This window comes from Mycobacterium sp. 050134, assembly GCF_036409085.1.
Taxonomy (GTDB): domain Bacteria; phylum Actinomycetota; class Actinomycetes; order Mycobacteriales; family Mycobacteriaceae; genus Mycobacterium.
This window is the reverse complement of sequence record NZ_JAZGLV010000008.1, coordinates 82,563-106,420: the sequence shown is the minus strand read 5'-3', so window position 1 is coordinate 106,420 and position 23,858 is coordinate 82,563. Positions and strand designations below refer to the sequence as shown.

Below are 23,858 nucleotides of genomic sequence, written 5' to 3'. Positions count from 1 at the left end.
CCTTCGTCTGCGGTGGGCCTGGGTCAAGCTGGCGTCGGGGGTCCACCCTAGTCGAGCGTGCCGCGGCCCTTTCGGCAGAATGGGTCGAAACAGTCAGGAGAGTGATGGGTCCTACTCGCTGGCGGAAATCCACCCAGGTGTTCATCGGATTGGCCGTGCTGGTGTTCGTCGCCGCGGTGGTTGCGGCGGCGGCGTTCTTCACGACCGGTGGGCACGGGTCGGGCGGCGCGCGGGCCCCGATTCCGCCGCCGCACGCGCCCACGCTCAAGCCCGGCGTGACCTCGGTCAGCGACACCGCGGAGTCGCCCAGCCCCGGCGGGGTGGGGGCCACCCTCGCGGCCCTGGCCGCCGACCCCAACCTGGGCCGGCTCGGTGCCCGGGTCACCGACGCCCTGACCGGCAAGGAACTTTGGCAGGTGGCGAGCGACCTCCCGCTGGTGCCGGCGTCGACCAACAAGGTGCTCACCGCCGCCGCGGCCTTGCTCACCCTCGACCACCAGGCTCGCGTCAGCACCCGCGTGGTGGCGGGCAGCCAGAACGCCCAGGGACCCGTGGTGCTGGTGGGCGCCGGCGACCCGCTGCTGTCCGCGGCGCCACCGGGGGTCGACACCTGGTACAAGGGTTCGGCGCGGATCAGTGACCTCGTCGAGCAGGTGCGCCGCAGCGGCGTGACGCCCACCGCGGTGCAGGTCGACATCTCGGCGTTCAGCGGTCCCACGATGGCGCAGGGCTGGGACCCCGCCGACGTCGATAACGGCGACATCGCGCCGATCGAGTCGGTGATGATCGACGCCGGGCGCATCCAGCCGACCACGGTCAACTCCCGCCGGTCCAGGACGCCGGCGCTCGACGCCGGCCGCGAGTTGGCCAAAGCCCTCGGGCTGGACCCCGCCGCCGTGACCATCGCCAAGGCGCCGTCCGGCGCCCGGCAGCTGGCCGTCGTGCAGTCCGCGCCGCTGGTGCAGCGGCTCGGGCAGATGATGGACCATTCCGACAACGTCATGGCCGAGTGCATCGCCCGGGAGGTGGCCGCGGCCATCAACCGCCCGCAGAGCTTCGCCGGCGCGGCGGACGCGGTGACCAACCGGTTGAGCACCGCCCACGTCGAGACCGCGGGCGCCGCCCTGCTGGATTCCAGCGGGCTCTCGGTCGACGACCGGCTGACGGCCAAGACGCTCGACGGGGTGGTGCAGGCGGCGGCCGGGCCGGACCAGCCGGCGCTGCGGGCGCTGCTGGACCTGCTCCCGATCGCGGGCGGCAGCGGCACGCTGGCCGACCGCTTCCTCGACGCCTCGACCAGTCAGGGCCCGGCGGGCTGGCTGCGCGCCAAGACCGGGTCGCTGACCGCGATCAACGCGCTGGCGGGGGTGTTGACCGACCGCAGCGGTCGGGTGCTCACGTTCGCGTTCCTGTCCAACGCCGCCGGCCCGAGCGGCCGCAACGCGATGGACGCGCTGGCCGCCCGGCTCTGGTCGTGTGGCTGCGCATGACCCCGTCGGACCTGACCCTGGGCACCGCTGTCGACTGGCGCTTCGCCGCCACGGTCGGCCAGCGGCTGGCCCGCCCGGGGCCGGTGTCCAGCGAGTACACCCGCCGGCAGGCGATCGACGAGCTGGTGGGCGCGGCGGCCAAGGCCGAACCCCCGGTGCGTGATGTCACCGGCCTGGTCACCGACGGCGCGGTACCCGAGGCCCGCGTGATCGACCGGCCGCAGTGGATCGGCGCGGCCGCCGAGTCGATGCGCGTGATGATGAACGGCAGCGAGAAGCCCCGCGGGTTCCTCACCGGCCGTGTCACCGGCGCGCAGACCGGGGCGGTGCTGGCGTTTGTGTCTTCGGGCATCCTCGGCCAGTACGACCCATTCGCTGAGGCGAAACAGGGCCGGCTCCTGCTGGTGTACCCGAACGTGATCGCCGTCGAGCGGCAGCTACGGGTGCAGCCGTCCGACTTCCGGCTGTGGGTGTGCCTGCACGAGGTGACTCATCGGGTCCAGTTCAGCGCCAACCGGTGGTTGTCCGGCTACATGTCTGCGGCGCTGGAGATGCTGACCCGCGACACCGGCGAGGACATCGGCAAGGTGGCCGGCCGGCTCGCCGACTACGCGCGCAGCCGCGGCATGGGGGCCCCCGGGGCGGACACGAACTCGTCGGGGATTCTCGGCCTGGTGCGGGCGGTGCAATCCGAACCGCAGCGCGACGCCCTGGATCAGTTGCTGGTGCTGGGGACGCTGCTGGAGGGCCACGCCGACCACGTGATGGACGCCGTCGGGCCCATGGTGGTGCCGTCGGTGGCCACGATCCGCCGCCGGTTCGACGAGCGCCGCAACCGCAAGCAGCCCCCGCTGCAGCGTCTGCTGCGGGCCCTGCTCGGGCTCGACGCCAAGCTCAGCCAGTACACCCGCGGCAAGGCGTTCGTCGACCACGTCGTCGGCCGGGTCGGGATGGAGCGGTTCAACACCGTCTGGTCCGGTCCCGACACGCTGCCGCTGCCAGCCGAGATCGAAGAGCCCCAGCGGTGGATCGACAGGGTTCTGTAAGCCGGCTGCGCCAGGCCCTCGAGGCCTTCGGCAAGGACCATCTCGGCACCGTGGACCGGTGGTGCGTGGCGCTGTCCGGCGGACCGGACTCGCTGGCGCTGACCGCCGTGGCGGCGGGGCTGGCGCCCACCACGGCGTTGATCGTGGATCACGGGCTGCAGCACGACTCCGCGAGCGTCGCTGAAGCCGCCCGGTCCCAGGCAATCTCCCTGGGATGCGTTGACGCGCAAGTGGTTCGGGTGCGCGTCGGCAACGAGGGTGGTCCCGAGGCGGCGGCCCGGGCCGCGCGCTACGCCGCGCTGGGCGCGTACCGCGACGGCCCGGTGCTGCTGGGGCACACCCTGGACGACCAGGCCGAGACGGTGGTGCTGGGCCTGGGCCGCGGCTCGGGAGTGCGCTCGATCGCCGGCATGCGCCCGTACGACCCGCCGTGGTGCCGGCCGCTGTTGGGTGTCCGGCGCGCCGTCACGCATGCCGCCTGCCAGGAGCTGGGCCTGACCGCCTGGCAGGACCCGCACAACGCCGACCGCCGGTTCACCCGGACCCGGCTGCGCCTCGAGGTGCTGCCGCTGCTTGAGGAAGTGCTGGGCGGCGGGGTGGCCGAGGCCCTGGCCCGCACCGCGACCGCGTTGCGGGAGGACAACGAGCTCATCGACACACTGGCGGCGCAGGCGCTGCCGGAGTGCAGGGCGGACTCGGGCCTGCGGGCCGAGGCGTTGTTCACGCTGCCCGCCCCGGTGCGCCGGCGGGTGATCCGCGGCTGGCTGCTGGCGGGGGGCGCGACCGGTCTGACCGACAAGCAGATTCGCGGCGTCGACGCGCTCGTCACCGCGTGGCGCGGGCAGGGCGGGGTCGCGGTGGGGTCGGGTTTGCGCGGCGAGCGGTTGGTCGCGGGGCGGCGCGAGGGGGTGCTCGCGCTCTGGCGCGAGCCGGTCCGCTGACCCGATTTCGGGGCTGCCGTTGGTTTGTCGGCCGGTGGCGTGGCACTCTGTGGGCGTGGCCCAGATCCCGTCGGCGACCAGTTCCGCCCACCCCGTGGAGCTGTACCCCGGGGACATCAAGTCCGTGCTCCTGACTGAGGAGCGGATTCAGGCCCGCATCGCCGAGCTCGGCGAGGAGATCGGCAACCACTATCGGGTCGCCACCGCCGAGACCGGCCAGGATCTGCTGCTGATCACGGTCCTCAAGGGCGCTGTGATCTTCGTCACCGACCTGGCCCGCGCGATTCCGGTGCCGACACAGTTCGAATTCATGGCCGTCAGCTCCTACGGAACCTCGACGTCGTCGTCCGGTGTCGTGCGCATCCTCAAGGACCTGGACCGCGACATCGAGGGCCGCGACGTCCTGATCGTCGAGGACGTCGTCGACTCCGGCCTCACGCTGTCCTGGCTGCTGCGGAACCTAACCAGCCGGCACCCGCGGTCGCTGCGGGTGTGCACGTTGCTGCGCAAGCCCGACGCGCGGGGCGCCAACGTCGACATCGCCTACGTCGGTTTCGACATTCCCAACGACTTCGTCGTCGGCTACGGCCTGGACTACGACGAGCGCTACCGCGACCTGTCCTACATCGGCACCCTGGATCCGCGGGTGTATCAGCAGTAGGGCCGCTTCAGCTCAGCTCCCACACCGCCGTCACCGAGAAGCTCACCGTCTGCTGGCCGGGCTCCAGCGGCACCATGCTGGCCTTCGGCGCGGGCGGCCCCACCGGCGGCGCCGCGCCGGTCGCCTCGGAAATGGAAAGCACCTTGCCTAGCCGCAGGCCGGACAGCTGCGCGTACTGCTCGGCGCGGTTCTTGGCGTCGTTGAACGCGCGCGCCCGAGCGTCTTTGACCAGCTGCGAATCGTCGGCGGTCGAATAGCTGACCGAGCTGATGCGGGTCGCGTCGCCGCCGGTGTTGACGATGAGCGCCAAGGTCCGTGACGCGGCGTCCGGCGGGTGGATCTTGACCTCGATGGCGTTGGTGGCGCGGTAACCCGTGATGGCGGCGGCGCCGTTCGGCTCGGGACTGGTGTATTGCGGTTGGAGCGTGACGTCGGTGGTCTTGATGTCCTTGCGGTCGATGCCCGACCCCAGCAGCGCGTTGATGACCGCTTGCTGACGGTCGTTGGTCTGGTTCATCGCGGTCGTGACGTCCGGGCTGGTGAATTCGATGCTGGCGTTGGCCGTCAGGGTGTCCGGGACGCCCTGCACCTGCCCCACTCCCACCACGGTCACCTGTCGCGGGCTGGCCCCCGGCGGGGTGGCCGGGCTGTGGGAATCGCACGCCGACGCCGACGCGACCGCCAGACCGACGGCGGCCGAGGCCAGCGCCGCGCGGACGAGCCTTGGGGTGCGCGGTGCGATCGGCATGGATGGACAGTAGCGCTTCGACTTCGTGCGCGGTGCGTGCCCGTATTCGTGGCAAAGGATAGCGGAGCCATATACGACCGCGCAAAAGTTCATGCGAAACTCTAAACATATTGGTTTCCAACGAATTGAATCGAATTCTCAAAAGCCGCAGCAGAATCGACCAGCTAAATGAACAACCCATGAATTGGTGTTACGGGGGGCTGTAATACCCGGACCTTGCTCCCTAACGTCTCGGCCTGACGAGCGCGGGTCGCTGAAACCCGTTGAACCAGAACATTGTTTCCAGGGAGGGCAGATGTCCATGGTGAAAGCGCGTCCCGACCAGCTGGCCGCGGCCGCGGATGAGCTGGGGGCGATCAACGTTGCGGTGCGGGCGCGAAGCGCGGCGGCCGCCGCTCCGACGACCGGGGTGGTTCCGGCGGCCGCTGACCTGGTGTCCGCGCTGACCGCCGCGCAATTCGCCACGCACGCAAGGCATTACCAGGAGATCAGTGCGCAGGCGGCGGCGCTTGGCGAACAGTTTGCGTCGGTGCTGGGAATCAGCGCCGGTTCCTATGCCGCCACCGAGGCGGCGAACACCGCCGCGGTCGGTTAAGGGGGCGGCGATGCTCGACTTTGCGCAATTGCCGCCGGAGGTCAACTCGGCGCTGATGTACTCGGGTCCGGGCTCGGGGCCGATGCTGTCGGTCGCGGCGGCCTGGGAGGGCCTGGCCGCCGACCTGTGCGACAGCGCGTCCGCGTACGCGTCGCTGATCGCCGGCCTGACTGACGCCGCATGGTGGGGACCGGCCGCTGCGTCGATGGCGGCGGCCGCCGCCCCGCAGGTGGCGTGGCTGAACGTCACCGCCGGGCGGGCCGAAGAAGCCGCGGCCCAGGCGGTGGCGGCGGCCAGCGCGTACGAAGCGGCGTTCGGCGCGACGGTGCCGCCGGTGGAGATCGCCGCCAACCGAGCGTTGTTGGCGGCGTTGCTGGCGACGAACTTCCTGGGCCAGAACACCGCGGCGATCGCGGCGACCGAGGCTCAGTACGCCGAGATGTGGGCGCAGGACGCGGCCGCGATGTACGGCTATGCGGGGGCGTCCGCGGCGGCGGCGACGTTGACCCCGTTCGGTCGGGCGGCAACGGCCACGAATCCGGCCGGGGTAGCGGCGCAATCCGCGGCGGTCGCCCAGGCGCAAAACCTCTATGCGGTGCCCAACGCGCTGTCGGCGCTGGCCGGGCTGACCAATTCTCCGCCCTGGCTGGCCAACCCGGCGGCGGCGCTGGGTCTCACCGGTCACGCCTGGAACGGCAATGGGGACGGGATCATCGTCGCGGGGGCCCTGGGCGACCTGGTGGAGGGCCTGACCGGGTCGGCGACCGTCGACGCGAGCACGGGCTTCGACGCGTTCATCAGGCTGATTTCTCCGACGCGGCTCTTCACCACCGCATTCAAGGACATCCAGGGCCTGACCCAGTCAATCGTGCCGCGGGCCGCGAAGGCAGCGGAGGGGGCCGCCAAGGCCGTCGAGGCCTTGCCGCAGGCCGTCCCCACCGCGCTGGGCGGCGCGGTCGGCTCGGTGGGCAAGGCGATGCCGGTCGGGGGGCTGTCGGTGCCGTACGCCTGGGCGTCCGCGGTCCCGTCGCCGGCGCCGGCCTGGGCGGGCGCTGCCACGCTCAACGGCCTCGAGGCGGCCACGGCCGCCGAACCCGTCACCAACACGCTCGGAGGGTTGCCCTTGATGAGCGGAGGCGGCCGCGGGCTCGCCCATTTCGTCGCCCCCCGTTACGGATTCAAGCCGACTGTGGTGGCGCAGCCGCCGGCCGGGGGATGACCGGATCGGGTTCAGAACGGCGGATCGTCGGGGAGGGGGTCGGGTGGCGGCTCGTCGGGGGTCCAGTCGTCGGGGAGTTCTTCGGGCTCCCTGGGGTCGTTGACCCAGCGACAGAATGGGCTGGTGCTTGGGGTCCCCTTGAAGGCAAACAGCGTGTCGCGCAGGTGATTCCGGAACTTCCGGGCCTCGATCTCATTCGCGCGCGCTCGCTCGAGGCGCCGGCGTGCTTCGTTGATGGGCCGTTGTTCATGATTCTGCCGGCGCGCCTGGGTGATTCGGCGAGCCCGTGATCGCGATCTGTTCGGCCTTCTCGGCGGCGGGCCCGCGCAGGCCGGGCCGCGCGGCAGCGGGAACAGGTCCGCGCCGCCGGGTGACGTGCGGTAGGTGCGACCGCTCGGTGAGGTCCAAACGATGGTGCCGTCGGCGAGTTGCCGGTCACGCCATCCGCCAAAAGTCTTGAGGCGGTGATGAAATCGGCAGAGGCACTTGAGGTTGACGTACACCGTCAACCCACCCGACGCCGGGTCCTGGTGGTTGAACGGGATCGTATGGTCGAGATCGCAGAACTCGGCCGAGCGGCTGCACCCGGGGAAGCGGCACGTCAGGTCCCGGCAGCGCACGGCGCGCTCCAGCGCCGCCGGGGGCTGGTAACACAACGCCTGGGCCGGGCTGGTGACTGGATCGAGCACGTGCAGCGCCGCGGTCGCCACGAGCTCACGGACCTGCTCGGCGTCGATGACACCATGCCCCTGCAGATAGCCCGGGGCCGATCCACCGCCGTACACGGTGTGGTCACTGGCGACCACGTTGATCACCACCCGCGCGGCGCCGGACGGACGTTCGGCATCGCTTTGCCTGGGGCACTGAGGATTCCCACAGCCGCATACCAGCTCACGGCCTTCGGTCAGGGCGGCCAGCGCGTCGGCACGGCGCTGATCCATCGTCCGTGGATCACCCTGGCAGACTCCGGTGGCAAGCTGCGAGAGCCGGCGGTCGAAAACCGAGGCCGCGGTGGCGGTGACCGTGCCGAAAACGGCGGACATTCCGTTCTCGCGCGCTTCCACGGCGAGGTAGCGGTCGGAGTCGGCGGCAGCGCGGCGCTCGCGGGCGGCGTCGGGATCGACCGCACGCACCGTGGCGTCGATCGCGTTGACGATGCGCTGCTTCGACCACCCGTGCCAGGAACCGATCCGCTCGGCCATCGAGCGGTCCACTTCGGCGATCAACCCGTCGTCGGTGATCAGGTCGGTGCGACTCAGTATCAATCGCACCGTGCGCCAATCCGTACGCCCCTGCGCCAGCAACGCCGCCACCTTTGGCAGCCGGGTGTCGAGCGCCTCGGCATACGACACCACATAGTTGGCCGCGACCGGGGACAGATTCATCGCCGCGGCCACCTCGGCCGACGTCTGCTCGAAACCATCCACGGAGGCGTAATCGGCGCGCTGCTCGGATCGCTCCGCTGCAGCGACCCGATGCCGCAACAACGCCGCCACCGCGCCCAGCCGCCGCGCTACCAACTTCGACTCGCCCCGATGCGTCGACTCCACGACGGCCAACAGGCCGGCTGGGTCGAGGCCGTCGAGCGGTGCGGCGTCAGCGTCGAACATGTGTTCGAGTATGCCAGGGGGGTGCGACAAAGAATCTGTTACGGCGGTCGGGCGGCGGGCCGGCGGAAAAGACTGGCTCTACTATTCCTTATAGGAACATATTGTGAGCGTAATAAAGTAGGATAAGGTATATTTCGGCAATGACCGTTGCCGTGTATTCGGCCGAACAAGTGGCCGACATTCTCGGACTGCATGTCCGCACCGTGCGCGGGTACATCCGCGACGGCCGCCTGCCGGGCGTGCGAATGGGCAAGCAGTATCGGATCACCGAACGAGACTTGCGCGCCTTTGCGGGCGTGGGCGCCGACGAGCCGGCCGCCGGCCCGCACGCGCACGCCTCCGCCGTCGTGCAGATCGACAACGTCGACCGCCCCACGATGGACCGCATCACCGCGCATCTCGGAGCGGCGGCGGTCGGCGACTCGGACCGGCCGCCGCAGTGCAACGTCCACTCGACCTACGACGAGTCGGCGAGCCGTCTCACGGTCTTCGTGGTGGGCGACCCGCAAGCCGCGTCAGCCGTGATCGGCTTGATCGGTGTGCTGACGCGCCAGGGCCGGGAGTGAGCACGGGTGTCTACCGCTCCTCGGCCGGCCGGCCGGCACGCCGTCGAATGCGGTTACCGCGAGCACCTCCAGCACTGGACGGTGCCGCTGCGGCATCGCACCGTTGCCACCCGAGAGGGCGAAACCTTCGTCCTGGACTGCGGAGCCCCCGATGCGCCACCGGTCGTATTGCTGCACGGTGCGGGGAGCAACAGCGCGATCTGGCGGGCTGATGCGCCGCGCTGGTCACTGACCCATCGCGTCTACATGGTCGACATCATCGGCGAGCCCGGATTGAGCGCACCATCGCGCCCGGTGCTGGCCTCCGATGCCTACGCGTCATGGCTCGATGACGTGCTGGACGAGCTGGGCACCGACTCCGCCGCCTTCGTTGGGGTGTCGCTGGGCGGTTGGTTGGCAACCGATTACGCGATCCGCCGGCCCGGCCGCGTCGAGCGACTGGCCTTGCGGGCCCCGGGCGGTATCGGACGGCAACGTTACGGGGCTGTCCTCGCAGCATTGGCCCTGATGCCGTTCGGCGACCCCGGGATACGGCGGGCTCTGCGGATCGCGCTCGGGCCCGGCAGCGTCCCCGAACCGGTCGTCGACTACATGCTGCGAATCCAACGCAACTACCGTCCCCGCCGCGACCCGCTGCCCGTCTTCTCCGACGAAGGCCTCGAGTCCATCGTTGCACCGCTTTTCGTCGTCCTGGGCGCGCGGGACCGCCTGCTCGACTCACGGGAGACCGCCGCTCGTCTGACGCGCCTGCAGCCCGCGGCGTCGATCAGCATTCTCCCCGGCACGGGTCACGGCCTCTTCGACGACGGGGAGTCCCTGCACGCCTTCCTGAACCAGGGCGGGAGAACATGAAACCGGTGCAGGATCCGTGGGCCTTCCGCGAAGGGCTGCGCCGTGACCTTCGCGCCGCTCTGAAATCGCGCCATTAGGAGGCGGTCTCAGCGCTGCTGAACGATGATCGCGGCGATCGACAACGCCGAATCCGTCCCCCCGGAGGCGGTCGCCCCGCCGGCGACCGACGGAGGCTTTGCCCACTCCTCGCCGGGGGTCGGATCAACCGAGGCGCCCCGGCGCGAGTTGGTCATGACGGAAGTTCGCGCGATCGTCCAAGATCTGGTGAGCGAGTACTAGGCGCAGGCGGCGATCTACCAACACGAAGCGGCGGAACGCCTTCGCCGCGAAGCCGACATCATTCGAACCCAACTCCGCGGCGGCAACCTCGATTAAGGCGTCACCAGAATCTTGCAGTGCCGCTCGGGGTCGGTGAGATCGTCGAACGCCTGGCCGACGCCCTCGAGCCCCACCTCCCCGGTGATCAGCGGGGACACGTCGATGTCGCCCTCGGCCAGCGCGCGCAACGATTCGGCGAACTCGTCGGGGCCATAGGCGAGCGCGAACTGCACGCTGATCTCCTTGGCGATCGCGAAGAACGGGTGAATGGTGTCGGCCTGCATGCACACCCCGGCGACCACCAGGCGGGTGCCCGGACGCGCCCGGCGCAGCACATCATCGATGATCCCGGGCACGCCGACGGCCTCGAACACGACCGCGGCCTTCACCGTGTCGAACGGCGAACCCTGCCCCGCGTCGACCACCCGGTGTGCGCCCATCGTCGCCGCCAGTTCCCGGCGCTTCGGCGAGAAGTCGGCCGCGACAATAGTTTCCACGCCGCGCAGCTTCAATGCGGCGACGATCGCAACGCCGATCGGGCCGCAGCCGATTACCAGGGCCGTCTCGCCCGGCTGGATGCCCGACTTGTTGACGGCGTGCAATCCCACCGCCATGGGCTCGGTCAGGGCCGCCGCACTGAAGTCGAGGCCGTTGGGGATCGGCAACAACAGCGGCGCCGAGAGCAGCATCCGCTCGGCGTAGCCGCCCATCGTGCTGTTGCTGTAAACGATCGGCTCGACGCCCTGGGTCGACAGCACCACCGGGATCGACGTCACCAGAGTCCCGGGAGGATGAGTGTCGGTATCGGGGCCCGGCTCGATCACCTCGGCGCTGAATTCGTGGCCCATGAACACGTCGCGATTCAGGTCGACGCTCAACCCGCCGGCGCCCATTCGGTCGGTCAGGGAGAGCACGTCGGCGCCGTGCGCGGCGAAATGCAGGTCCGAGCCACATATTCCGCACGCCCGCACGCCGACTAGCACCTGCCCCGGTCCGGGCACGGGTTCGGGCACGTCGTCTCGGTAGACCATGTGGCCGTCTCGCAAGACCGCGGCGCGCATCAGTTACCTCCCTGCTCCGCCACGTGCTCGGTGATGGCCTTCACGACGGCCTCACCCGCGCGGCCGATCAGCTCGTCGCGCCTGCCCCTGGCCCACTCGTGCGACGATCTCGAGGCTTCGAGCTGTCCCTTGAAATGCGGAATCACCTTGCGGGCCATCAGGTCGTAGCAGTGGTAGGTCGCCTCGGGCGACGCCCAGTCGTGGCCGAGCATCAGCAGCGCCCCGAATCCGCCGGAGCGTTCGAGCAGGTCCTCGATGTGCGCGATGGCGTCGTCGGGCGTGCCTATGCAGCAATTGCCCTTGGCGGCATACTCTTCGACGAACTCATGCGGCGACTGGGTGGCGCCGGCCACGGAATTGGACAGCGGGACGAAACCCGCGGCCCCGAAGTAATTCGCGAAATCCTGCAGACCGTAGGTGCAATCATCGATCGCCTGCTCGCGGCTGTCGGCGACGTGCATGATGCTCAGCACCCGCCAGTCGGCGCGGTTCGGCTCGGGCCGGCCGACTTTGGCGGCCTGCTCGCGGACCACGTCCCACGTGTTCTCCAGCGCGGCGTAACCGCCGGGCACCGACATCGACAGCGACAACAGGGACGTTCCGAGCGCTCCGGCCAGACGCGGCCCGGACGGCGATATCATTGCGGCCGTGGATATTTCGGGATATGGCCAGGTGTATGGGCGGATGTGCAACTGCGCGTCGCGCAGCGTGAACCAGTCGGAGTGCCGGTCGATCCGCTCGGTGGGCTCCGCGCGGAACAGCGCGAGGATCGCCTCGAGCGATTCCTGCATCATCCGCCGCTGCTCGACCGGGTCGATGCCCATCATGTACGCGTCCGACGGCAGCGCCCCGGGGCCGGTGCCGAACATCACGCGGCCGCGGGTCAGGTGGTCCAGCAGAACCCAGCGGTCGGCCACCATGAGCGGATGGTGGTAGGGGAGCGAGACCACTCCGGTGCCCAGCCGGATGTGCTTCGTCCGTTCGGCCGCGGCGGCGATGAACACCTCCGGGCAGGCGATCAGCTCGTAGCCGCCGGAGTGGTGTTCGCCGAACCACGCCTCGTCGAACCCCAGCCGATCCAGCGCTACGACGCGTTCCATGTCGTATTCCAGTGCGACGGTGGGGGATTGGCCAATAGGATGAAACGGCGTGATGAAAACGCCGAACCGCAGCGGCGCGGTCATCGCAGCTCCAATCCGTTGAGGAACTCCAGCAGCGTCGCGTTCACCTCGTCGGGGCGCTCCTGCTGGAGCCAGTGCCCCGCGCCGTCGATCATTACCTGGCGGTACGGACCCGAGACCACCTCCGTGGCCCGGTCGGCGCGCGTGAAGGCCAGCACGGGATCGGCGGTTCCCGCGACGAAGAGCGACGGCACGGTGATCTTGGCGCCGTCCAGCTGGGCCGTGGTCTCCCAGTTGCGGTCGAAATTGCGGTACCAGTTCAGGCCGCCGGTGAACCCGGTGCGGGAGAACTCGGCGACATAGTGATCCAGTTCCTCCTGGCTGAGCCAGTCGGGCAATCGTTCCGGTTCGGGCAGTCGATCAATGAACCCGTCGGGGCCCGGTGCCACCATCCGCAGCGCGGCAGCGTGGTCACCCGAGGCCCGCAGGCCGCCCAGCATCCGGCGCATGGTGCGGGCGGGGTCGGCGTCGAGCTCCGCGTCGGCGACGCCCGGCTGCTGGAAGTGCAGGATGTAGAAGAAGTTCTCGCCGAAGGCCTTGCGCCAGGCGTGGGTTGGCGCCACATGCGGTCGGGGCACGGCGGGGACGCTCAGCGCGGCGACGGCCGCGACGCGGTCCGGGTGCAGCAGCGGCGCATTCCACACCACGGCGGCGCCCCAATCGTGGCCGATCCAGACGGCCCGCTCGGCGCCGACTTCGTCGAGCAGCCCGACCAGGTCGCCCGTCAGCGCGTGGATGTCGTAGGCGTCGACCGCGTCCGGTCGCGACGACCCGCCGTACCCCCGTTGATCGGGTGCCAGCACGTGGTAACCGGCCTCGGCGAGGACGGGTATCTGGTGTCGCCAGGAGTAGGCCAGCTCGGGAAAGCCGTGGGCCAGGACCACCGCCGGTGCGGAGCGGTCGCCGGCTTCGACGACCCGCAGGCGTACGCCGTTGGTCTCGACAAAACGCTCGGTGGGGGAGGGCACCGTCACACCAAATCACAATGACTCCGGGCTGAGAAGGGCTCGACCCGTCCGGGATTTCGCGGTAGACATCCGGGTGCGGACACAAAGCAATCGGCGAAGGCGGGTGCTCGGCTGATGCGGTTGGACCACGTGGTGTTGTGGACGAAGGACCCGGCTGCGGCGATGGACTTTTACACGAGGGTCGTCGGCCTCGCGCCGCTACGGTGGGAGGAATTCGAGCGCGGCGAGGCGCCGTTTCCGAGCGTGCGCGTTTGCGCGGACTCCATCCTCGACCTGATGCCGGTGCAGCTGGCGGCCGGCGGCGCATCGTCGGCGGTAGTTGCGGAGGGCAGTGCGGGCCACCCGATCAACCACGTGTGCCTGGCGCTCGGAAAGATCGAGTACGACGCCCTGGAAGGCCGCCTGCGGGCGGAGGGCGTGGACACCAGCGCGCGGCTCGAGCACAGCTACGGCGCCCAGGGGTGGGCGCCGCACGCGTACTATTTCGCCGATCCCGACGGCAACGTCGTGGAAGCCCGCTACTACGAGTAGCCGGGAACCGCCGGTCGTTGACCAATCAAACGGCGGCGAACTCAGCTCGACCGGTCTGGCGCTAACGGCTAGCGGTAGCCTGGAGTTTTCCAGCTGTGTGTATCGGGAAGGAACCTGGCCTGCACGGCCGATGATCGATGAACCGAAAAAACTTGATCCGCACGCTCACGGCTGTCGCTGTCGTGGTGCTGCTCGGCTGGTCGTTCTTCTACTTCAGTGACGACACCCGCGGCTACAAGCCCGTCGACACGTCCGTGGCGATGGCACAGATCAACGGCGACAATGTCAAGAGCGCGCAGATCGACGACCGCGAGCAGCAGCTGCGCCTGACCCTGAAGAAAGGTAACGGGGACACCGACAACTCCGACAAGGTCATCACCAAGTACCCGAGCGGGTACGCGGTCGACCTTTTCAACGCACTGAGCGCGAAAAACGCCAAGGTAAGCACCGTCGTCAACCAGGGCAGCATCATGGGTGAGCTGCTCGTCTACGTGCTGCCCCTGCTGTTGCTGGTCGGCCTGTTCGTGATGTTCTCCCGCATGCAGGGCGGCGCCCGGATGGGGTTCGGCTTCGGCAAGTCGCGGGCAAAACAGCTGTCCAAGGACATGCCCAAGACGACGTTCGCCGACGTGGCGGGTGTCGACGAGGCCGTCGAAGAGCTCTACGAGATCAAGGATTTCCTGCAGAACCCGGGCCGGTACCAGGCGCTGGGCGCCAAGATCCCCAAAGGCGTGCTGCTCTACGGCCCGCCGGGAACCGGCAAGACGCTGCTGGCCCGCGCGGTCGCCGGCGAGGCCGGGGTTCCGTTCTTCACCATCTCCGGCTCGGACTTCGTCGAGATGTTCGTCGGTGTGGGCGCATCGCGGGTCCGCGACCTGTTCGACCAGGCCAAACAGAACAACCCGTGCATCATCTTCGTCGACGAGATCGACGCGGTGGGCCGCCAGCGCGGCGCGGGCCTCGGCGGCGGTCACGACGAGCGCGAGCAGACGCTGAACCAGTTGCTGGTCGAGATGGACGGTTTCGACCCTCGCGCCGGCGTCATCCTGATCGCGGCCACCAACCGGCCCGACATCCTCGACCCGGCGCTGCTCCGGCCTGGCCGTTTCGACCGCCAGATCCCGGTGTCCAACCCCGACCTGGCCGGCCGCCGCGCCGTGCTGGAAGTCCATTCGAAGGGCAAGCCGATCGCCCCCGACGCCGACCTGGACGGGCTGGCCAAGCGCACCGTCGGCATGACGGGCGCCGACCTGGCCAACGTCATCAACGAGGCGGCCCTGCTGACCGCCCGGGAGAACGGCACCGTCATCACCAGCGCCGCCCTGGAAGAGGCGGTCGACCGGGTCATCGGCGGGCCGCGCCGCAAGGGCCGGATCATCAGCGAGCAGGAAAAGAAGATCACCGCCTACCACGAGGGCGGCCACACACTGGCGGCGTGGGCGATGCCAGACATCGACCCGGTCTACAAGGTGACGATCCTGGCCCGGGGACGCACCGGCGGGCACGCCGTGGCTGTGCCCGAGGAGGACAAGGGCCTGCGGACCCGTTCCGAGATGATCTCCCAACTGGTGTTCGCGATGGGCGGGCGCGCCGCCGAGGAGCTGGTGTTCCGCGAGCCGACCACCGGGGCGGTGTCCGACATCGAGCAGGCCACCAAGATCGCGCGCGCGATGGTCACCGAATTCGGCATGAGCTCCAAGCTCGGCGCCGTCAAGTACGGCACCGAACACGGCGACCCGTTCCTGGGCCGCACGATGGGCACGCAGGCCGACTATTCGCACGAGGTCGCCCGCGACATCGACGACGAGGTGCGCAAGCTGATCGAGGCCGCGCACACCGAGGCGTGGGAGATCCTCACCGAATACCGCGACATCCTCGACTCGCTGGCCGGCGAACTGCTGGAAAAGGAGACCCTGCACAGGCCCGAGCTGGAGAGCATCTTCGCCGGCGTCGAAAAGCGGCCGCGCCTCACGATGTTCGACGACTTCGGTGGCCGCATCCCGTCGGACAAGCCGCCGATCAAGACGCCCGGGGAGCTGGCCATGGAACGTGGAGAGCCCTGGCCCCCGCCTATGCCGGAGCCGGCCTTCAAGGCGGCGATCGCGCGGGCGAGCCAGGCGGCCGAGGCCGCACGTGCCGAGGCCGAGGCAAACTCCAACGGCGGCAACGGTTCCCATGGTTCCCACGGTTCTCATGGCGCCGCCCAGCCCGACTACGGCGCGCCGGCGGGCTGGCGGGCGCCGGGCTGGCCGCCGCAGAACCAGCAAGCCGGGCACCAGCCGCCCGGGTACTGGTATCCGCCCCCACAGGCACCGCAGCCGCAGCAGCCGTACTGGCCGCAGCCGGCACCCAGCTATCCCGGCCACCCGGGCCACCCCGCCGGCGCTCAGCCCGCGTACCCGCCTTATCCGCCGTATCCGCCGCCCGGCCAGTCCGCCCCGGAAGCCGGGAAGTCTCCCGAGCCGCAGAACGACGACGTGAGCCGGTCCAAGCCGCCGGCCCACGGCTGACGAACGGAGGATTCGATGGCCTTGTCGCCGGACACTGTCACTCCTCCGGTGCGGGTCTTCGATCAGGCACGCGCGGAGGCCGCTGTCCGCGAATTGCTCTACGCGGTGGGTGAAGACCCTGACCGGCACGGCCTGCAAGAGACGCCGGCGCGCGTCGCCCGCGCCTATCGCGAGATGTTCGCCGGGCTCTACACCGACCCCGACACCGTCCTCAACACCATGTTCGACGAGCAGCACGACGAGTTGGTGCTGGTCAAGGAGATCCCGCTGTACTCCACCTGCGAGCACCACTTGGTGGCGTTTCACGGGGTGGCCCACGTGGGCTACATCCCGGGCACCGACGGCCGGGTCACCGGCCTGTCGAAGATCGCCCGGCTGGTCGACCTGTACGCCAAGCGGCCGCAGGTGCAGGAGCGGCTCACCAGCCAGATCGCCGACGCCCTGGTGAACAAGCTCAACCCGCGCGGCGCCATCGTCGTCATCGAGGCGGAGCACCTGTGCATGGCCATGCGCGGCGTCCGTAAACCGGGCGCGATCACCACGACATCGGCGGTGCGCGGCCAATTCAAGAGCAGTGCCGCCTCCCGGGCCGAAGCGCTAGACCTCATCCTGCGTAAGTGAGCCGGGCGCCTGTGCGGGTGATGGGCGTTCTCAACGTCACCGATGACTCGTTCTCCGATGGCGGGCGTTATCTCAACGCCGACGACGCCGTGGCGCGGGGCCTGGCGATGTCGGCCGAGGGCGCGGACATCGTGGACGTCGGCGGTGAGTCCACCCGGCCAGGGGCGACCCGGATCGCCTCCCGGATCGAGGCGTCGCGCGTCGTCCCGGTCATCAAAGAGCTTGCCGCGCAGGGCATCACGGTGAGTGTCGACACCATGCACGCCGATGTGGCGCGGGCGGCGCTGGACGGCGGCGCGCGGATCGTCAACGACGTCTCCGGGGGCCGGGCCGATCCGGCGATGGCGCCCCTGGTGGCCGAGGCCGGAGTGTCGTGGGTACTGATGCACTGGCGACCGACGTCCGCGGACCGGCCCCATCGGGTGCCGCACTACCGCGACGTGGTGGCCGAGGTGCGCGCCGAGCTCCTGGCCGGCGTCGATGACGCGGTGGCCGCCGGCGTCGACCCCGACAAGCTGGTGATCGACCCTGGGCTCGGGTTCGCCAAGACGGGTCAACACAATTGGGCACTGCTGCGCGCTCTGCCACAACTGGTCGAAACCGGGCTGCCGGTGCTCCTGGGCGCGTCGCGCAAGCGGTTCCTCGGTACGTTGTTGGCCGGGCCGGACGAAACGCCCCGGCCGCCCGACGGGCGTGAGACGGCGACCGCGGTGATTTCCGCCCTGGCCGCCCTGAACGGAGCCTGGGGCGTGCGGGTGCATGACGTGCGCGGCACGGTCGACGCCCTCAGCGTGGTGGGGGCCTGGACTCGGGGCGGAGACGATGGCTGATCGAATCGAGTTGCGGGGCTTGACAGTTCGGGGCTGGCACGGGGTCTTCGACCAGGAACGGGCCGACGGGCAGGACTTCGTGGTCGACATCACCGTCTGGATCGACCTCGCCGGCGCCGCCGCTAGCGACGACCTGGCCGACACCTACGACTACGGCGCGCTGGCCCAGCTGGCGGCCGACGTCGTGGCCGGGCCGCCGCGCAACCTCATCGAGGGGGTCGGCGGCGAGATCGCCGACCGGATCATGCGCGACGAGCGGGTGCACGCCGCCGAGGTTGCGGTGCACAAGCCGCAAGCTCCGATCCCGCACCAGTTCGCGGACGTCGCCGTGGTGGTCCGCCGGTCGCGGCGCGGCGGTCGGGGCTCCGTCGTCCCCGCCGGTAGGCCGTTATGACCCGGGTGGTGCTGTCGATCGGCTCGAACCTGGGCGACCGGCTCGCCCGGCTGCAGTCCGTCGTCGACGGGCTGGGCGAGGCCGTCGTCGCGGTCTCGCCCGTGTATGAGACCGATCCCTGGGGCCGGCTGGATCAGGCGCCGTTTCTCAACGCGGTTCTCATCGCCGACGACCCGGCGCGCGACGGGCAGGCCTGGCTGCGCCGGGCACAGGAGTTCGAGCAGGCGGCGGGCCGCGTCCGCGGCGAACGCTGGGGGCCGCGCAGCCTCGACGTCGACCTGATCGCCTGCTACGAGGCGGGTCCCGGCGGCGGCCCCCTGCGGGAGGTCACTTCGCTGGAGAACAACCTGACGTTGCCGCACCCGCTCGCCCACCTGCGGGCTTTCGTGATGGTCCCCTGGTTGGCCGTCGACCCCGACGCCCGGCTCACGGTCGCCGGGGGCGAACAACCGGTGGTCCGGCTACTGGCCGAGCTGGACCCCGCCGACCGCGAGGGTGTTCGGCTGTCCAGCCTGACGCTCACGCTCCCGGGGTCGGTCGGCTGATGGGGCCGACGAGGAAGCGCGACCTGACGGTCGCGGTAGTCGGCGCCGCAGTCGTCGGGTACCTGCTGGTGACCGCGCTGTTCCGGTTCTTCCCACCGATCACGGTGTGGACGGGTCTGTCGCTACTGGCGGCCGCCGCCGGCGAGGGGCTGTGGGCGCGTTACGTGCGGACCAAGATCAACGACGGGGAGATCGGCGTCGGCGCCGGCCGGCTGCACCCGCTCGCCGTCGCTCGCAGCCTGACGATCGCCAAGGCGTCGGCCTGGGTGGGCGCGCTGACGCTCGGGTGGTGGGTGGGGGTGCTCGCGTATTTTCTGCCGCGGCGGTCGTGGTTGCGGGTCGCCGCCGAGGACGCGGGTGGAACGACGGTTGCTGCCCTGAGCGCGCTGGCGTTGGTCGCCGCCGCACTCTGGCTGGAGCACTGCTGCAAGTCGCCGCCGGATTCGACCGAGCACGGCGAAGGCGCGGAGAGTTAGCCGGGTCCCGGATAGCCCGCGCAAGAATCGCCGGACTCGCGCGACACGCGGATTGACCTCGCACAGGTACAGTCAGGCCATGTCCGTTCTGTCCCGCGGCGCCAGAGTTCGGCGCGGCGGCCGCAGGCCGGGGTGGGTGCTCTTGACGACGTTGCTGGTCCTGGCGATCGGGGCCAGCTCCGCGCTGGTTTTCACCAATCGGGTGGAACTCCTCAAGCTCGCTGTAATCCTGGCGCTGTGGGCCGCGGTAGCCGGCGCCTTCGTCTCAGTGCTCTATCGTCGGCAAAGCGACGCCGACCAGGCGCGGGTGCGTGACCTCAAGCTCGTTTACGACCTGCAGCTGGACCGGGAGATCTCCGCCCGCCGGGAATACGAGCTCACCGTCGAGTCGCAGTTGCGTCGCGAGCTGGCCTCGGAGCTGCGGGCGCAGGCCGCCGACGACCTGGCCGCCCTGCGCGCCGAGCTCAACTCCCTGCGCACCAGCCTGGAGATCCTGTTCGACACCGACCTGCAGCACCGCCCCGCGCTGGAGACCGTCGAGGCCCCGGACGCCGAGGCGCCCCCCGAGCGCGCGTACAGCGAGTGGGACCGCAACGGGGAAAATCCGCGCGGCGCCCCCGTCGACTGGGTGACCAGCGACCGCGTCACGTCGGTGGCCGCCGACCGGCCGGCCCCGCGGCTCGACGAGACCGCGATCATCGACGTCCCCGAGGTGGGCGTGCCTCCGGCGGACGGCGGTTCGTTGCTGCCGCCGCGACAGCAACCGCCGCGCGAACGCGTCCGGTTCGGGCACGAGGGACCGCAGGAAACCCCGGCCTACGGCCCGCCGCCGGAGCAGCGGTTCGAACCGCGCCACCGGCCGCCGCCCGCGCCACCGGCCGGCCCCCCGCCGCAGCAGGCACCCCCGCCGCAGCCCCAACCGCAGACGCAGGGCTGGCAGCCCGCGCCCGCGACGGGATTGTGGTTGCCGCCCGGAGCGCCCGACAGCAACTGGGCCGGCGGCGCGCCGGTGGATATGCCCGCCGAGTCGGCCGGGGGCCGGCGCGCGCGGCACTCCGAACCCGCCGAACCCGCCGACACCCCGCCCGCCGAGCCGGCGGCCCCGCCCCCGCAGTACGGCGAATCAGGCCGCCGGTACCGCTCACGCCATTCGGCCGAGTACCGCGACTACGGTGTGCGCAATTTCACCGCCGCCGAATTCGCCCCCGAACCGGAGCCCCAGCCTCCCGCTCCGGTCGCGGCGCCCGCCGCCGCGCCGCCACCGCCGGCGTCGCCCCGGACGGCCGCGCCGCTGGCCGAGCCGCCGCCACCGCAGATGGCGCCGCCGCCCGTGCCGCGGCACGGCGGGGGCGAACCGCTGCCGGACGGGGGGGAGGACGGGTCGCAGATCGGAGGCCAGTCGGTTGCCGACCTGCTGGCGCGGTTGCAGGTCCAGCCGTCCGATGGCGGCCGGCGCCGGCGCCGCGACAGCTGACACCGGGCACCCCGTCGGATCGTCTACAGTCTTAGTGACCGTCCGGTACCCCCGAGGGGACTGGAACGTACGTAGAAAGTTGTGAGGTCGTCTGCGATGGGGCAGCTCGACGGTTTGCGACCGGCCAGGCTTCAGGTGGGGATCATCTCGGCCGGCCGGGTGGGCACCGCGCTGGGGGTCGCGCTGGAGCGCGCCGACCACGTCGTCGTCGCGTGCAGCGCCATTTCCCGGGCATCGCGCCAGCGCGCGCAGCGATGGCTGCCCGACACCCCGGTGGTCTCCCCTCCCGAGGTCGCGGCCGGCGCCGAGTTGCTGGTACTCGCCGTTCCGGACGGCGAACTCGCCGGCCTGGTGTCCGGGCTGGCGGCGACGTCGGCCGTGCGGCCCGGAACCATCGTCGCGCATACGTCGGGCGCCAACGGGGTGCGCGTCCTCAAGCCGCTGACCGAGGCCGGCTGCACCCCGCTGGCCATCCACCCCGCGATGACGTTCACCGGCTCCGACGAGGACATCAGCAGGCTGCCGGATACCTGCTTCGGGATCACGGCGGCCGACGAGGTCGGCTATGCGATCGGGCAGTCGCTGGTCCTGGAGATGGGCGGGGAGCCATTCTGCGTCCCCGAGGACGCCAGGGTCCTCTACCACGCCGCCCTCGCCCACGCGGGCAACCACATCGTCACCGTGGTCGCCGACGCGCTCGAGGCGCTGCGGGCCGCGCTACGAGGCAGCGAACTGCTCGGACAGCAAGCCGTCGACGACCAGCCGGGCGGCCTCGCCGAACGCATCGTCGGTCCGCTGGCCCGCGCGGCGCTGGAGAACACCCTGCGGCGCGGCCAGGCCGCGCTCACCGGCCCGGTCGCCCGCGGGGACGCGGCCGCGGTCGCGGAGCATCTGGCCGCGCTCAGCCACGTCGATCCGCACCTGGCGGAGGCCTACCGCGTCAATGCCCTGCGCACCGCCCAGCGGTCGCACGCGCCCGCCGACGTCGTGGAGGTGCTGACCCCGTGAGTCCCGCGCACAGGCCGCCCGCCTTCGCCCAGGGTGAGCTCAACGTGTATTCGTCGCCACGCGACGTCGGCGACGTCAGCCGCGCGCTGCGCCACACCGGCCGCCGGGTGATGCTGGTCCCCACCATGGGCGCGCTGCACGACGGGCACCTGGCTCTCGTGCGCGCGGCCAAGCGGGTCCCGGGTTCGGTGGTCGTCGTCTCCATCTTCGTCAACCCGCTCCAGTTCGGTGCCGGGGAAGACCTCGACGCCTACCCCCGGACCCTCGACGCGGACCTCGAGTTGCTCCGCGGCGAGGACGTCCACGTCGTCTTCGCCCCGACGGCCGCGACGATGTATCCCGACGGGCTGCGCACCACCGTGCACGCCGGCCCGCTGGCCGCCGAACTCGAGGGCCGCGTGCGGCCGACGCATTTCGCCGGCGTGCTCACCGTCGTCATGAAGCTGTTGCAGATCGTGCGCCCCGACCGGGTGTTCTTCGGCGAGAAGGACTACCAGCAGCTGGTGCTCATCCGGCAGATGGTGGCCGACCTCAACCTCGGCGTCGCGGTGGTCGCGGTGCCCACCGTCCGGGAGGCCGACGGGCTGGCGATGTCGTCGCGCAACCGCTACCTGGACCCGGCACAGCGGGAGGCGGCGGTCGCGCTCTCCGCGGCCCTGACGGCCGGGGCGCACGCCGCACATCACGGTCCGCAGGCCGCGCTCGGGGCGGCGCGCGCGGTGCTGGACGCCGTGCCCGGCCTTTCCGTCGACTACCTGGAGCTGCGCGACCTCGAGCTTGGCCCGCTGCAGCCCGACCGGCCCGGCCGGCTGCTGGTCGCGGCCCGGCTCGGCGGCACCAGGCTGCTGGACAACATCGCCATCGACATCGGAATTTCGCCGGCACCCATTGGGCCGGACGACTATCGGGACGCCCTCGAATCACCTTGGAGGAATTGATGTTTCGCACCATGCTGAAGTCGAAGATTCACCGCGCCACCGTCACGCAGGCCGACCTGCACTACGTGGGCTCGGTGACCATCGACGCCGACCTGATGGACGCCGCGGACCTGCTCGAGGGTGAGCAGGTGACCATCGTCGACATCGAAAACGGGGCCCGCCTGGTCACCTATGCCATCACCGGCGAACGCGGCAGCGGCGTGATCGGAATCAACGGTGCCGCCGCGCATCTCGTCCACCCCGGGGATCTGGTCATCCTCATCGCCTACGGCACCATGGAGGAGGCCCAGGCGCGGGCGTATGAGCCGCGGATCGTGTTCGTCGACGCCGACAACAAGCAGGTCGACCTCGGTCACGACCCGGCTTTCGTGCCGGCGGACATCTCCGCCGCCGCGTTGCTGAACCCGCGGATCGGCGTGCGGTAGCCGTGCTGCTGGCGATCGACGTCCGCAACACGCACACCGTCGTCGGACTGGTTTCCGGATCGAAAGAGCACGCAAAGGTCTTGCAGCAGTGGCGGATCCGCACCGAGGCCGAGGCAACCGCGGATGAGCTGGCGCTGACCATCGACGGGTTGATCGGGGACGATTCCGACCGGCTCACGGGCGCGGCGGCCCTGTCCACGGTCCCGTCGGTGCTGCACGAGGTGCGGATCATGCTCGACCAGTACTGGCCGTCGATACCGCACGTGCTGATCGAGCCCGGTGTCCGCACCGGCATCCCGCTGCTAGTGGACAACCCCAAAGAGGTGGGCGCCGACCGGATCGTTAACTGCCTCTCGGCGTTTCACAAGTTCGGCACCGCGGCGATCGTCGTCGACTTCGGGTCCTCCATCTGTGTGGACGTCGTGTCGGCCAAGGGCGAATTCCTCGGCGGAGCGATCGCGCCCGGGGTGCAGGTGTCCTCCGACGCCGCCGCCGCCCGGTCCGCTGCGCTGCGCCGCGTGGAGCTGGCCCGGCCCCGATCGGTGGTCGGCAAGAACACCGTCGAGTGCATGCAGTCCGGGGCGGTGTTCGGCTTCGCCGGCCTGGTCGACGGCCTGGTGACCCGCGTCCGCGAGGACGTCGAGGGCTTTGCCGCCGACCCGGGCAACCAGGTCGCGATCGTGGCCACCGGCCACACGGCGCCGCTCCTGCTGCCCGAGTTGCGGACCGTAGAGCACTATGACCAGCACCTGACGCTGCACGGCCTGCGGCTGGTGTTCGAACGCAACCGCGACGCCCAGCGCGGCCGACTCAAGACCGCCCGCTGAGCCTGCGGCCGGCGACCACTCCA

The 23,858-nt window shown here is 70.5% G+C and carries 26 protein-coding genes; 20 read left to right on the top strand and 6 right to left on the bottom strand.

Annotated features, from left to right (window positions below; translation table 11 throughout):
* The first annotated feature begins 104 nt into the window (after positions 1–104).
* The 4 genes from dacB to hpt are packed head-to-tail and all read left to right on the top strand — an operon-like array spanning position 105 to position 4,138.
* Entirely contained in the window at positions 105–1,490 is a 1,386-nt protein-coding gene (gene dacB, locus SKC42_RS11430; RefSeq protein WP_330964546.1) for a D-alanyl-D-alanine carboxypeptidase/D-alanyl-D-alanine endopeptidase, read from the top strand.
* Positions 1,487–2,536 carry a zinc-dependent metalloprotease gene (locus tag SKC42_RS11425; RefSeq protein ID WP_330964417.1) on the top strand — a complete coding sequence of 350 codons (1,050 nt, stop codon included), beginning with the start codon at positions 1,487–1,489 and terminating at the stop codon, positions 2,534–2,536. The genes dacB and SKC42_RS11425 overlap by 4 nt, the downstream gene beginning before the upstream one ends.
* Complete coding sequence (gene tilS, locus SKC42_RS11420; protein ID WP_330964416.1) at positions 2,515–3,477, top strand: tRNA lysidine(34) synthetase TilS; 963 nt, start codon at positions 2,515–2,517, stop codon at positions 3,475–3,477. Before SKC42_RS11425 ends, tilS begins: the two co-directional genes overlap by 22 nt.
* 49 nt (positions 3,478–3,526) lie before the next feature.
* Positions 3,527–4,138, top strand: coding sequence for a hypoxanthine phosphoribosyltransferase (hpt, locus tag SKC42_RS11415; RefSeq protein ID WP_330964545.1), 612 nt, complete (start codon positions 3,527–3,529; stop codon positions 4,136–4,138).
* A 7-nt stretch (positions 4,139–4,145) separates the two neighbouring features.
* Here the strand turns inward: hpt and SKC42_RS11410 are convergent, their stop codons facing one another.
* Positions 4,146–4,886: an SIMPL domain-containing protein gene (locus tag SKC42_RS11410; RefSeq protein ID WP_330964415.1), complete on the bottom strand. Its 741-nt coding sequence runs from the start codon at positions 4,884–4,886 to the stop codon at positions 4,146–4,148.
* A gap of 295 nt (positions 4,887–5,181) precedes the next feature.
* Here SKC42_RS11410 and SKC42_RS11405 point away from each other — a divergent pair, with 295 nt between their 5' ends.
* Together SKC42_RS11405 and SKC42_RS11400 are read left to right on the top strand one after the other, a co-directional pair.
* A complete protein-coding gene (locus SKC42_RS11405) occupies positions 5,182–5,481 on the top strand; it encodes a PE family protein (RefSeq protein ID WP_330964414.1) in 300 nt (99 codons plus the stop codon).
* A 10-nt stretch (positions 5,482–5,491) separates the two neighbouring features.
* Positions 5,492–6,700, top strand: a complete 1,209-nt coding sequence (locus SKC42_RS11400; protein ID WP_330964413.1) for a PPE family protein — start codon at positions 5,492–5,494, stop codon at positions 6,698–6,700.
* A gap of 11 nt (positions 6,701–6,711) precedes the next feature.
* On the opposite strand, the gene SKC42_RS11395 is transcribed toward SKC42_RS11400, so the two are convergent.
* Positions 6,712–8,310: an HNH endonuclease signature motif containing protein gene (locus SKC42_RS11395; protein WP_330964412.1), complete on the bottom strand. Its 1,599-nt coding sequence runs from the start codon at positions 8,308–8,310 to the stop codon at positions 6,712–6,714.
* 140 nt (positions 8,311–8,450) lie between these two features.
* On the opposite strand from SKC42_RS11395, the gene SKC42_RS11390 reads away from it, so the two are divergent.
* Both SKC42_RS11390 and SKC42_RS11385 read left to right on the top strand, forming a co-directional pair.
* The gene (locus SKC42_RS11390) at positions 8,451–8,876 is read left to right on the top strand and encodes a helix-turn-helix domain-containing protein (RefSeq protein ID WP_330964411.1); all 426 of its coding nucleotides are present in this window, start codon (positions 8,451–8,453) and stop codon (positions 8,874–8,876) included.
* Between the two features lie 6 nt (positions 8,877–8,882).
* The gene (locus tag SKC42_RS11385; RefSeq protein WP_330964410.1) at positions 8,883–9,728 is read left to right on the top strand and encodes an alpha/beta fold hydrolase; all 846 of its coding nucleotides are present in this window, start codon (positions 8,883–8,885) and stop codon (positions 9,726–9,728) included.
* Positions 9,729–9,814: 86 nt separating this feature from the next.
* Here SKC42_RS11385 and SKC42_RS11380 read toward each other — a convergent pair whose 3' ends face one another.
* From SKC42_RS11380 to SKC42_RS11365, 4 genes are all read right to left on the bottom strand, one after another.
* Positions 9,815–9,961: a hypothetical protein gene (locus tag SKC42_RS11380; protein ID WP_330964409.1), complete on the bottom strand. Its 147-nt coding sequence runs from the start codon at positions 9,959–9,961 to the stop codon at positions 9,815–9,817.
* A 138-nt stretch (positions 9,962–10,099) separates the two neighbouring features.
* Complete coding sequence (locus SKC42_RS11375; protein ID WP_330964408.1) at positions 10,100–11,107, bottom strand: zinc-binding dehydrogenase; 1,008 nt, start codon at positions 11,105–11,107, stop codon at positions 10,100–10,102.
* On the bottom strand, positions 11,107–12,291 hold the full coding sequence (locus tag SKC42_RS11370; RefSeq protein WP_330964407.1) for an LLM class flavin-dependent oxidoreductase: 1,185 nt from the start codon (positions 12,289–12,291) through the stop codon (positions 11,107–11,109). Before SKC42_RS11370 ends, SKC42_RS11375 begins: the two co-directional genes overlap by 1 nt.
* Positions 12,288–13,256 carry an alpha/beta fold hydrolase gene (locus SKC42_RS11365; protein WP_330964544.1) on the bottom strand — a complete coding sequence of 323 codons (969 nt, stop codon included), beginning with the start codon at positions 13,254–13,256 and terminating at the stop codon, positions 12,288–12,290. Before SKC42_RS11365 ends, SKC42_RS11370 begins: the two co-directional genes overlap by 4 nt.
* Positions 13,257–13,370: 114 nt before the next feature.
* Here SKC42_RS11365 and SKC42_RS11360 point away from each other — a divergent pair, with 114 nt between their 5' ends.
* The 12 genes from SKC42_RS11360 (at position 13,371) to SKC42_RS11305 (ending at position 23,835) form a co-directional block, all read left to right on the top strand.
* Positions 13,371–13,787 (top strand): VOC family protein, encoded by a 417-nt coding sequence (locus tag SKC42_RS11360; protein WP_330964406.1) that lies wholly within the window; start codon positions 13,371–13,373, stop codon positions 13,785–13,787.
* A gap of 137 nt (positions 13,788–13,924) precedes the next feature.
* Positions 13,925–16,297, top strand: coding sequence for an ATP-dependent zinc metalloprotease FtsH (gene ftsH, locus SKC42_RS11355; RefSeq protein ID WP_330964405.1), 2,373 nt, complete (start codon positions 13,925–13,927; stop codon positions 16,295–16,297).
* Between the two features lie 15 nt (positions 16,298–16,312).
* Positions 16,313–16,918, top strand: a complete 606-nt coding sequence (gene folE, locus SKC42_RS11350) for a GTP cyclohydrolase I FolE (protein ID WP_330964404.1) — start codon at positions 16,313–16,315, stop codon at positions 16,916–16,918.
* On the top strand, positions 16,915–17,748 hold the full coding sequence (gene folP / locus SKC42_RS11345) for a dihydropteroate synthase (protein ID WP_330964403.1): 834 nt from the start codon (positions 16,915–16,917) through the stop codon (positions 17,746–17,748). The genes folE and folP overlap by 4 nt, the downstream gene beginning before the upstream one ends.
* Entirely contained in the window at positions 17,741–18,142 is a 402-nt protein-coding gene (folB, locus tag SKC42_RS11340; RefSeq protein ID WP_330964402.1) for a dihydroneopterin aldolase, read from the top strand. The genes folP and folB overlap by 8 nt, the downstream gene beginning before the upstream one ends.
* The gene (gene folK / locus SKC42_RS11335; RefSeq protein ID WP_330964401.1) at positions 18,139–18,687 is read left to right on the top strand and encodes a 2-amino-4-hydroxy-6-hydroxymethyldihydropteridine diphosphokinase; all 549 of its coding nucleotides are present in this window, start codon (positions 18,139–18,141) and stop codon (positions 18,685–18,687) included. The genes folB and folK overlap by 4 nt, the downstream gene beginning before the upstream one ends.
* A complete protein-coding gene (locus tag SKC42_RS11330; RefSeq protein ID WP_330964400.1) occupies positions 18,687–19,163 on the top strand; it encodes a DUF3180 domain-containing protein in 477 nt (158 codons plus the stop codon). Before folK ends, SKC42_RS11330 begins: the two co-directional genes overlap by 1 nt.
* A 79-nt stretch (positions 19,164–19,242) precedes the next feature.
* The gene (locus SKC42_RS11325) at positions 19,243–20,637 is read left to right on the top strand and encodes a DUF6779 domain-containing protein (protein ID WP_330964399.1); all 1,395 of its coding nucleotides are present in this window, start codon (positions 19,243–19,245) and stop codon (positions 20,635–20,637) included.
* Between the two features lie 96 nt (positions 20,638–20,733).
* Positions 20,734–21,645: a Rossmann-like and DUF2520 domain-containing protein gene (locus tag SKC42_RS11320; protein WP_330964398.1), complete on the top strand. Its 912-nt coding sequence runs from the start codon at positions 20,734–20,736 to the stop codon at positions 21,643–21,645.
* Positions 21,642–22,583: a pantoate--beta-alanine ligase gene (gene panC, locus SKC42_RS11315; RefSeq protein WP_330964397.1), complete on the top strand. Its 942-nt coding sequence runs from the start codon at positions 21,642–21,644 to the stop codon at positions 22,581–22,583. The genes SKC42_RS11320 and panC overlap by 4 nt, the downstream gene beginning before the upstream one ends.
* Positions 22,583–23,008 carry an aspartate 1-decarboxylase gene (gene panD, locus SKC42_RS11310; RefSeq protein WP_330964396.1) on the top strand — a complete coding sequence of 142 codons (426 nt, stop codon included), beginning with the start codon at positions 22,583–22,585 and terminating at the stop codon, positions 23,006–23,008. The genes panC and panD overlap by 1 nt, the downstream gene beginning before the upstream one ends.
* 2 nt (positions 23,009–23,010) lie before the next feature.
* On the top strand, positions 23,011–23,835 hold the full coding sequence (locus SKC42_RS11305; protein ID WP_330964395.1) for a type III pantothenate kinase: 825 nt from the start codon (positions 23,011–23,013) through the stop codon (positions 23,833–23,835).
* Positions 23,836–23,858 lie beyond the last annotated feature (23 nt).

Excerpts from the sequence above, each read along its gene's own strand:
- dacB (WP_330964546.1), top strand. The coding sequence starts at position 105 with ATGGGTCCTACTCGCTGGCGGAAATCCACCCAGGTGTTCATCGGATTG.
- SKC42_RS11425 (WP_330964417.1), top strand. The coding sequence starts at position 1,487 with ATGACCCCGTCGGACCTGACCCTGGGCACCGCTGTCGACTGGCGCTTC.
- SKC42_RS11410 (WP_330964415.1), bottom strand. The coding sequence starts at position 4,886 with ATGCCGATCGCACCGCGCACCCCAAGGCTCGTCCGCGCGGCGCTGGCC.
- SKC42_RS11405 (WP_330964414.1), top strand. The coding sequence starts at position 5,182 with ATGTCCATGGTGAAAGCGCGTCCCGACCAGCTGGCCGCGGCCGCGGAT.
- SKC42_RS11400 (WP_330964413.1), top strand. The coding sequence starts at position 5,492 with ATGCTCGACTTTGCGCAATTGCCGCCGGAGGTCAACTCGGCGCTGATG.
- SKC42_RS11395 (WP_330964412.1), bottom strand. The coding sequence starts at position 8,310 with ATGTTCGACGCTGACGCCGCACCGCTCGACGGCCTCGACCCAGCCGGC.
- SKC42_RS11390 (WP_330964411.1), top strand. The coding sequence starts at position 8,451 with ATGACCGTTGCCGTGTATTCGGCCGAACAAGTGGCCGACATTCTCGGA.
- SKC42_RS11380 (WP_330964409.1), bottom strand. The coding sequence starts at position 9,961 with ATGACCAACTCGCGCCGGGGCGCCTCGGTTGATCCGACCCCCGGCGAG.
- SKC42_RS11375 (WP_330964408.1), bottom strand. The coding sequence starts at position 11,107 with ATGCGCGCCGCGGTCTTGCGAGACGGCCACATGGTCTACCGAGACGAC.
- SKC42_RS11370 (WP_330964407.1), bottom strand. The coding sequence starts at position 12,291 with ATGACCGCGCCGCTGCGGTTCGGCGTTTTCATCACGCCGTTTCATCCT.
- SKC42_RS11360 (WP_330964406.1), top strand. The coding sequence starts at position 13,371 with ATGCGGTTGGACCACGTGGTGTTGTGGACGAAGGACCCGGCTGCGGCG.
- ftsH (WP_330964405.1), top strand. The coding sequence starts at position 13,925 with ATGAACCGAAAAAACTTGATCCGCACGCTCACGGCTGTCGCTGTCGTG.
- folE (WP_330964404.1), top strand. The coding sequence starts at position 16,313 with ATGGCCTTGTCGCCGGACACTGTCACTCCTCCGGTGCGGGTCTTCGAT.
- folB (WP_330964402.1), top strand. The coding sequence starts at position 17,741 with ATGGCTGATCGAATCGAGTTGCGGGGCTTGACAGTTCGGGGCTGGCAC.
- folK (WP_330964401.1), top strand. The coding sequence starts at position 18,139 with ATGACCCGGGTGGTGCTGTCGATCGGCTCGAACCTGGGCGACCGGCTC.
- SKC42_RS11330 (WP_330964400.1), top strand. The coding sequence starts at position 18,687 with ATGGGGCCGACGAGGAAGCGCGACCTGACGGTCGCGGTAGTCGGCGCC.
- SKC42_RS11325 (WP_330964399.1), top strand. The coding sequence starts at position 19,243 with ATGTCCGTTCTGTCCCGCGGCGCCAGAGTTCGGCGCGGCGGCCGCAGG.
- SKC42_RS11320 (WP_330964398.1), top strand. The coding sequence starts at position 20,734 with ATGGGGCAGCTCGACGGTTTGCGACCGGCCAGGCTTCAGGTGGGGATC.
- panD (WP_330964396.1), top strand. The coding sequence starts at position 22,583 with ATGTTTCGCACCATGCTGAAGTCGAAGATTCACCGCGCCACCGTCACG.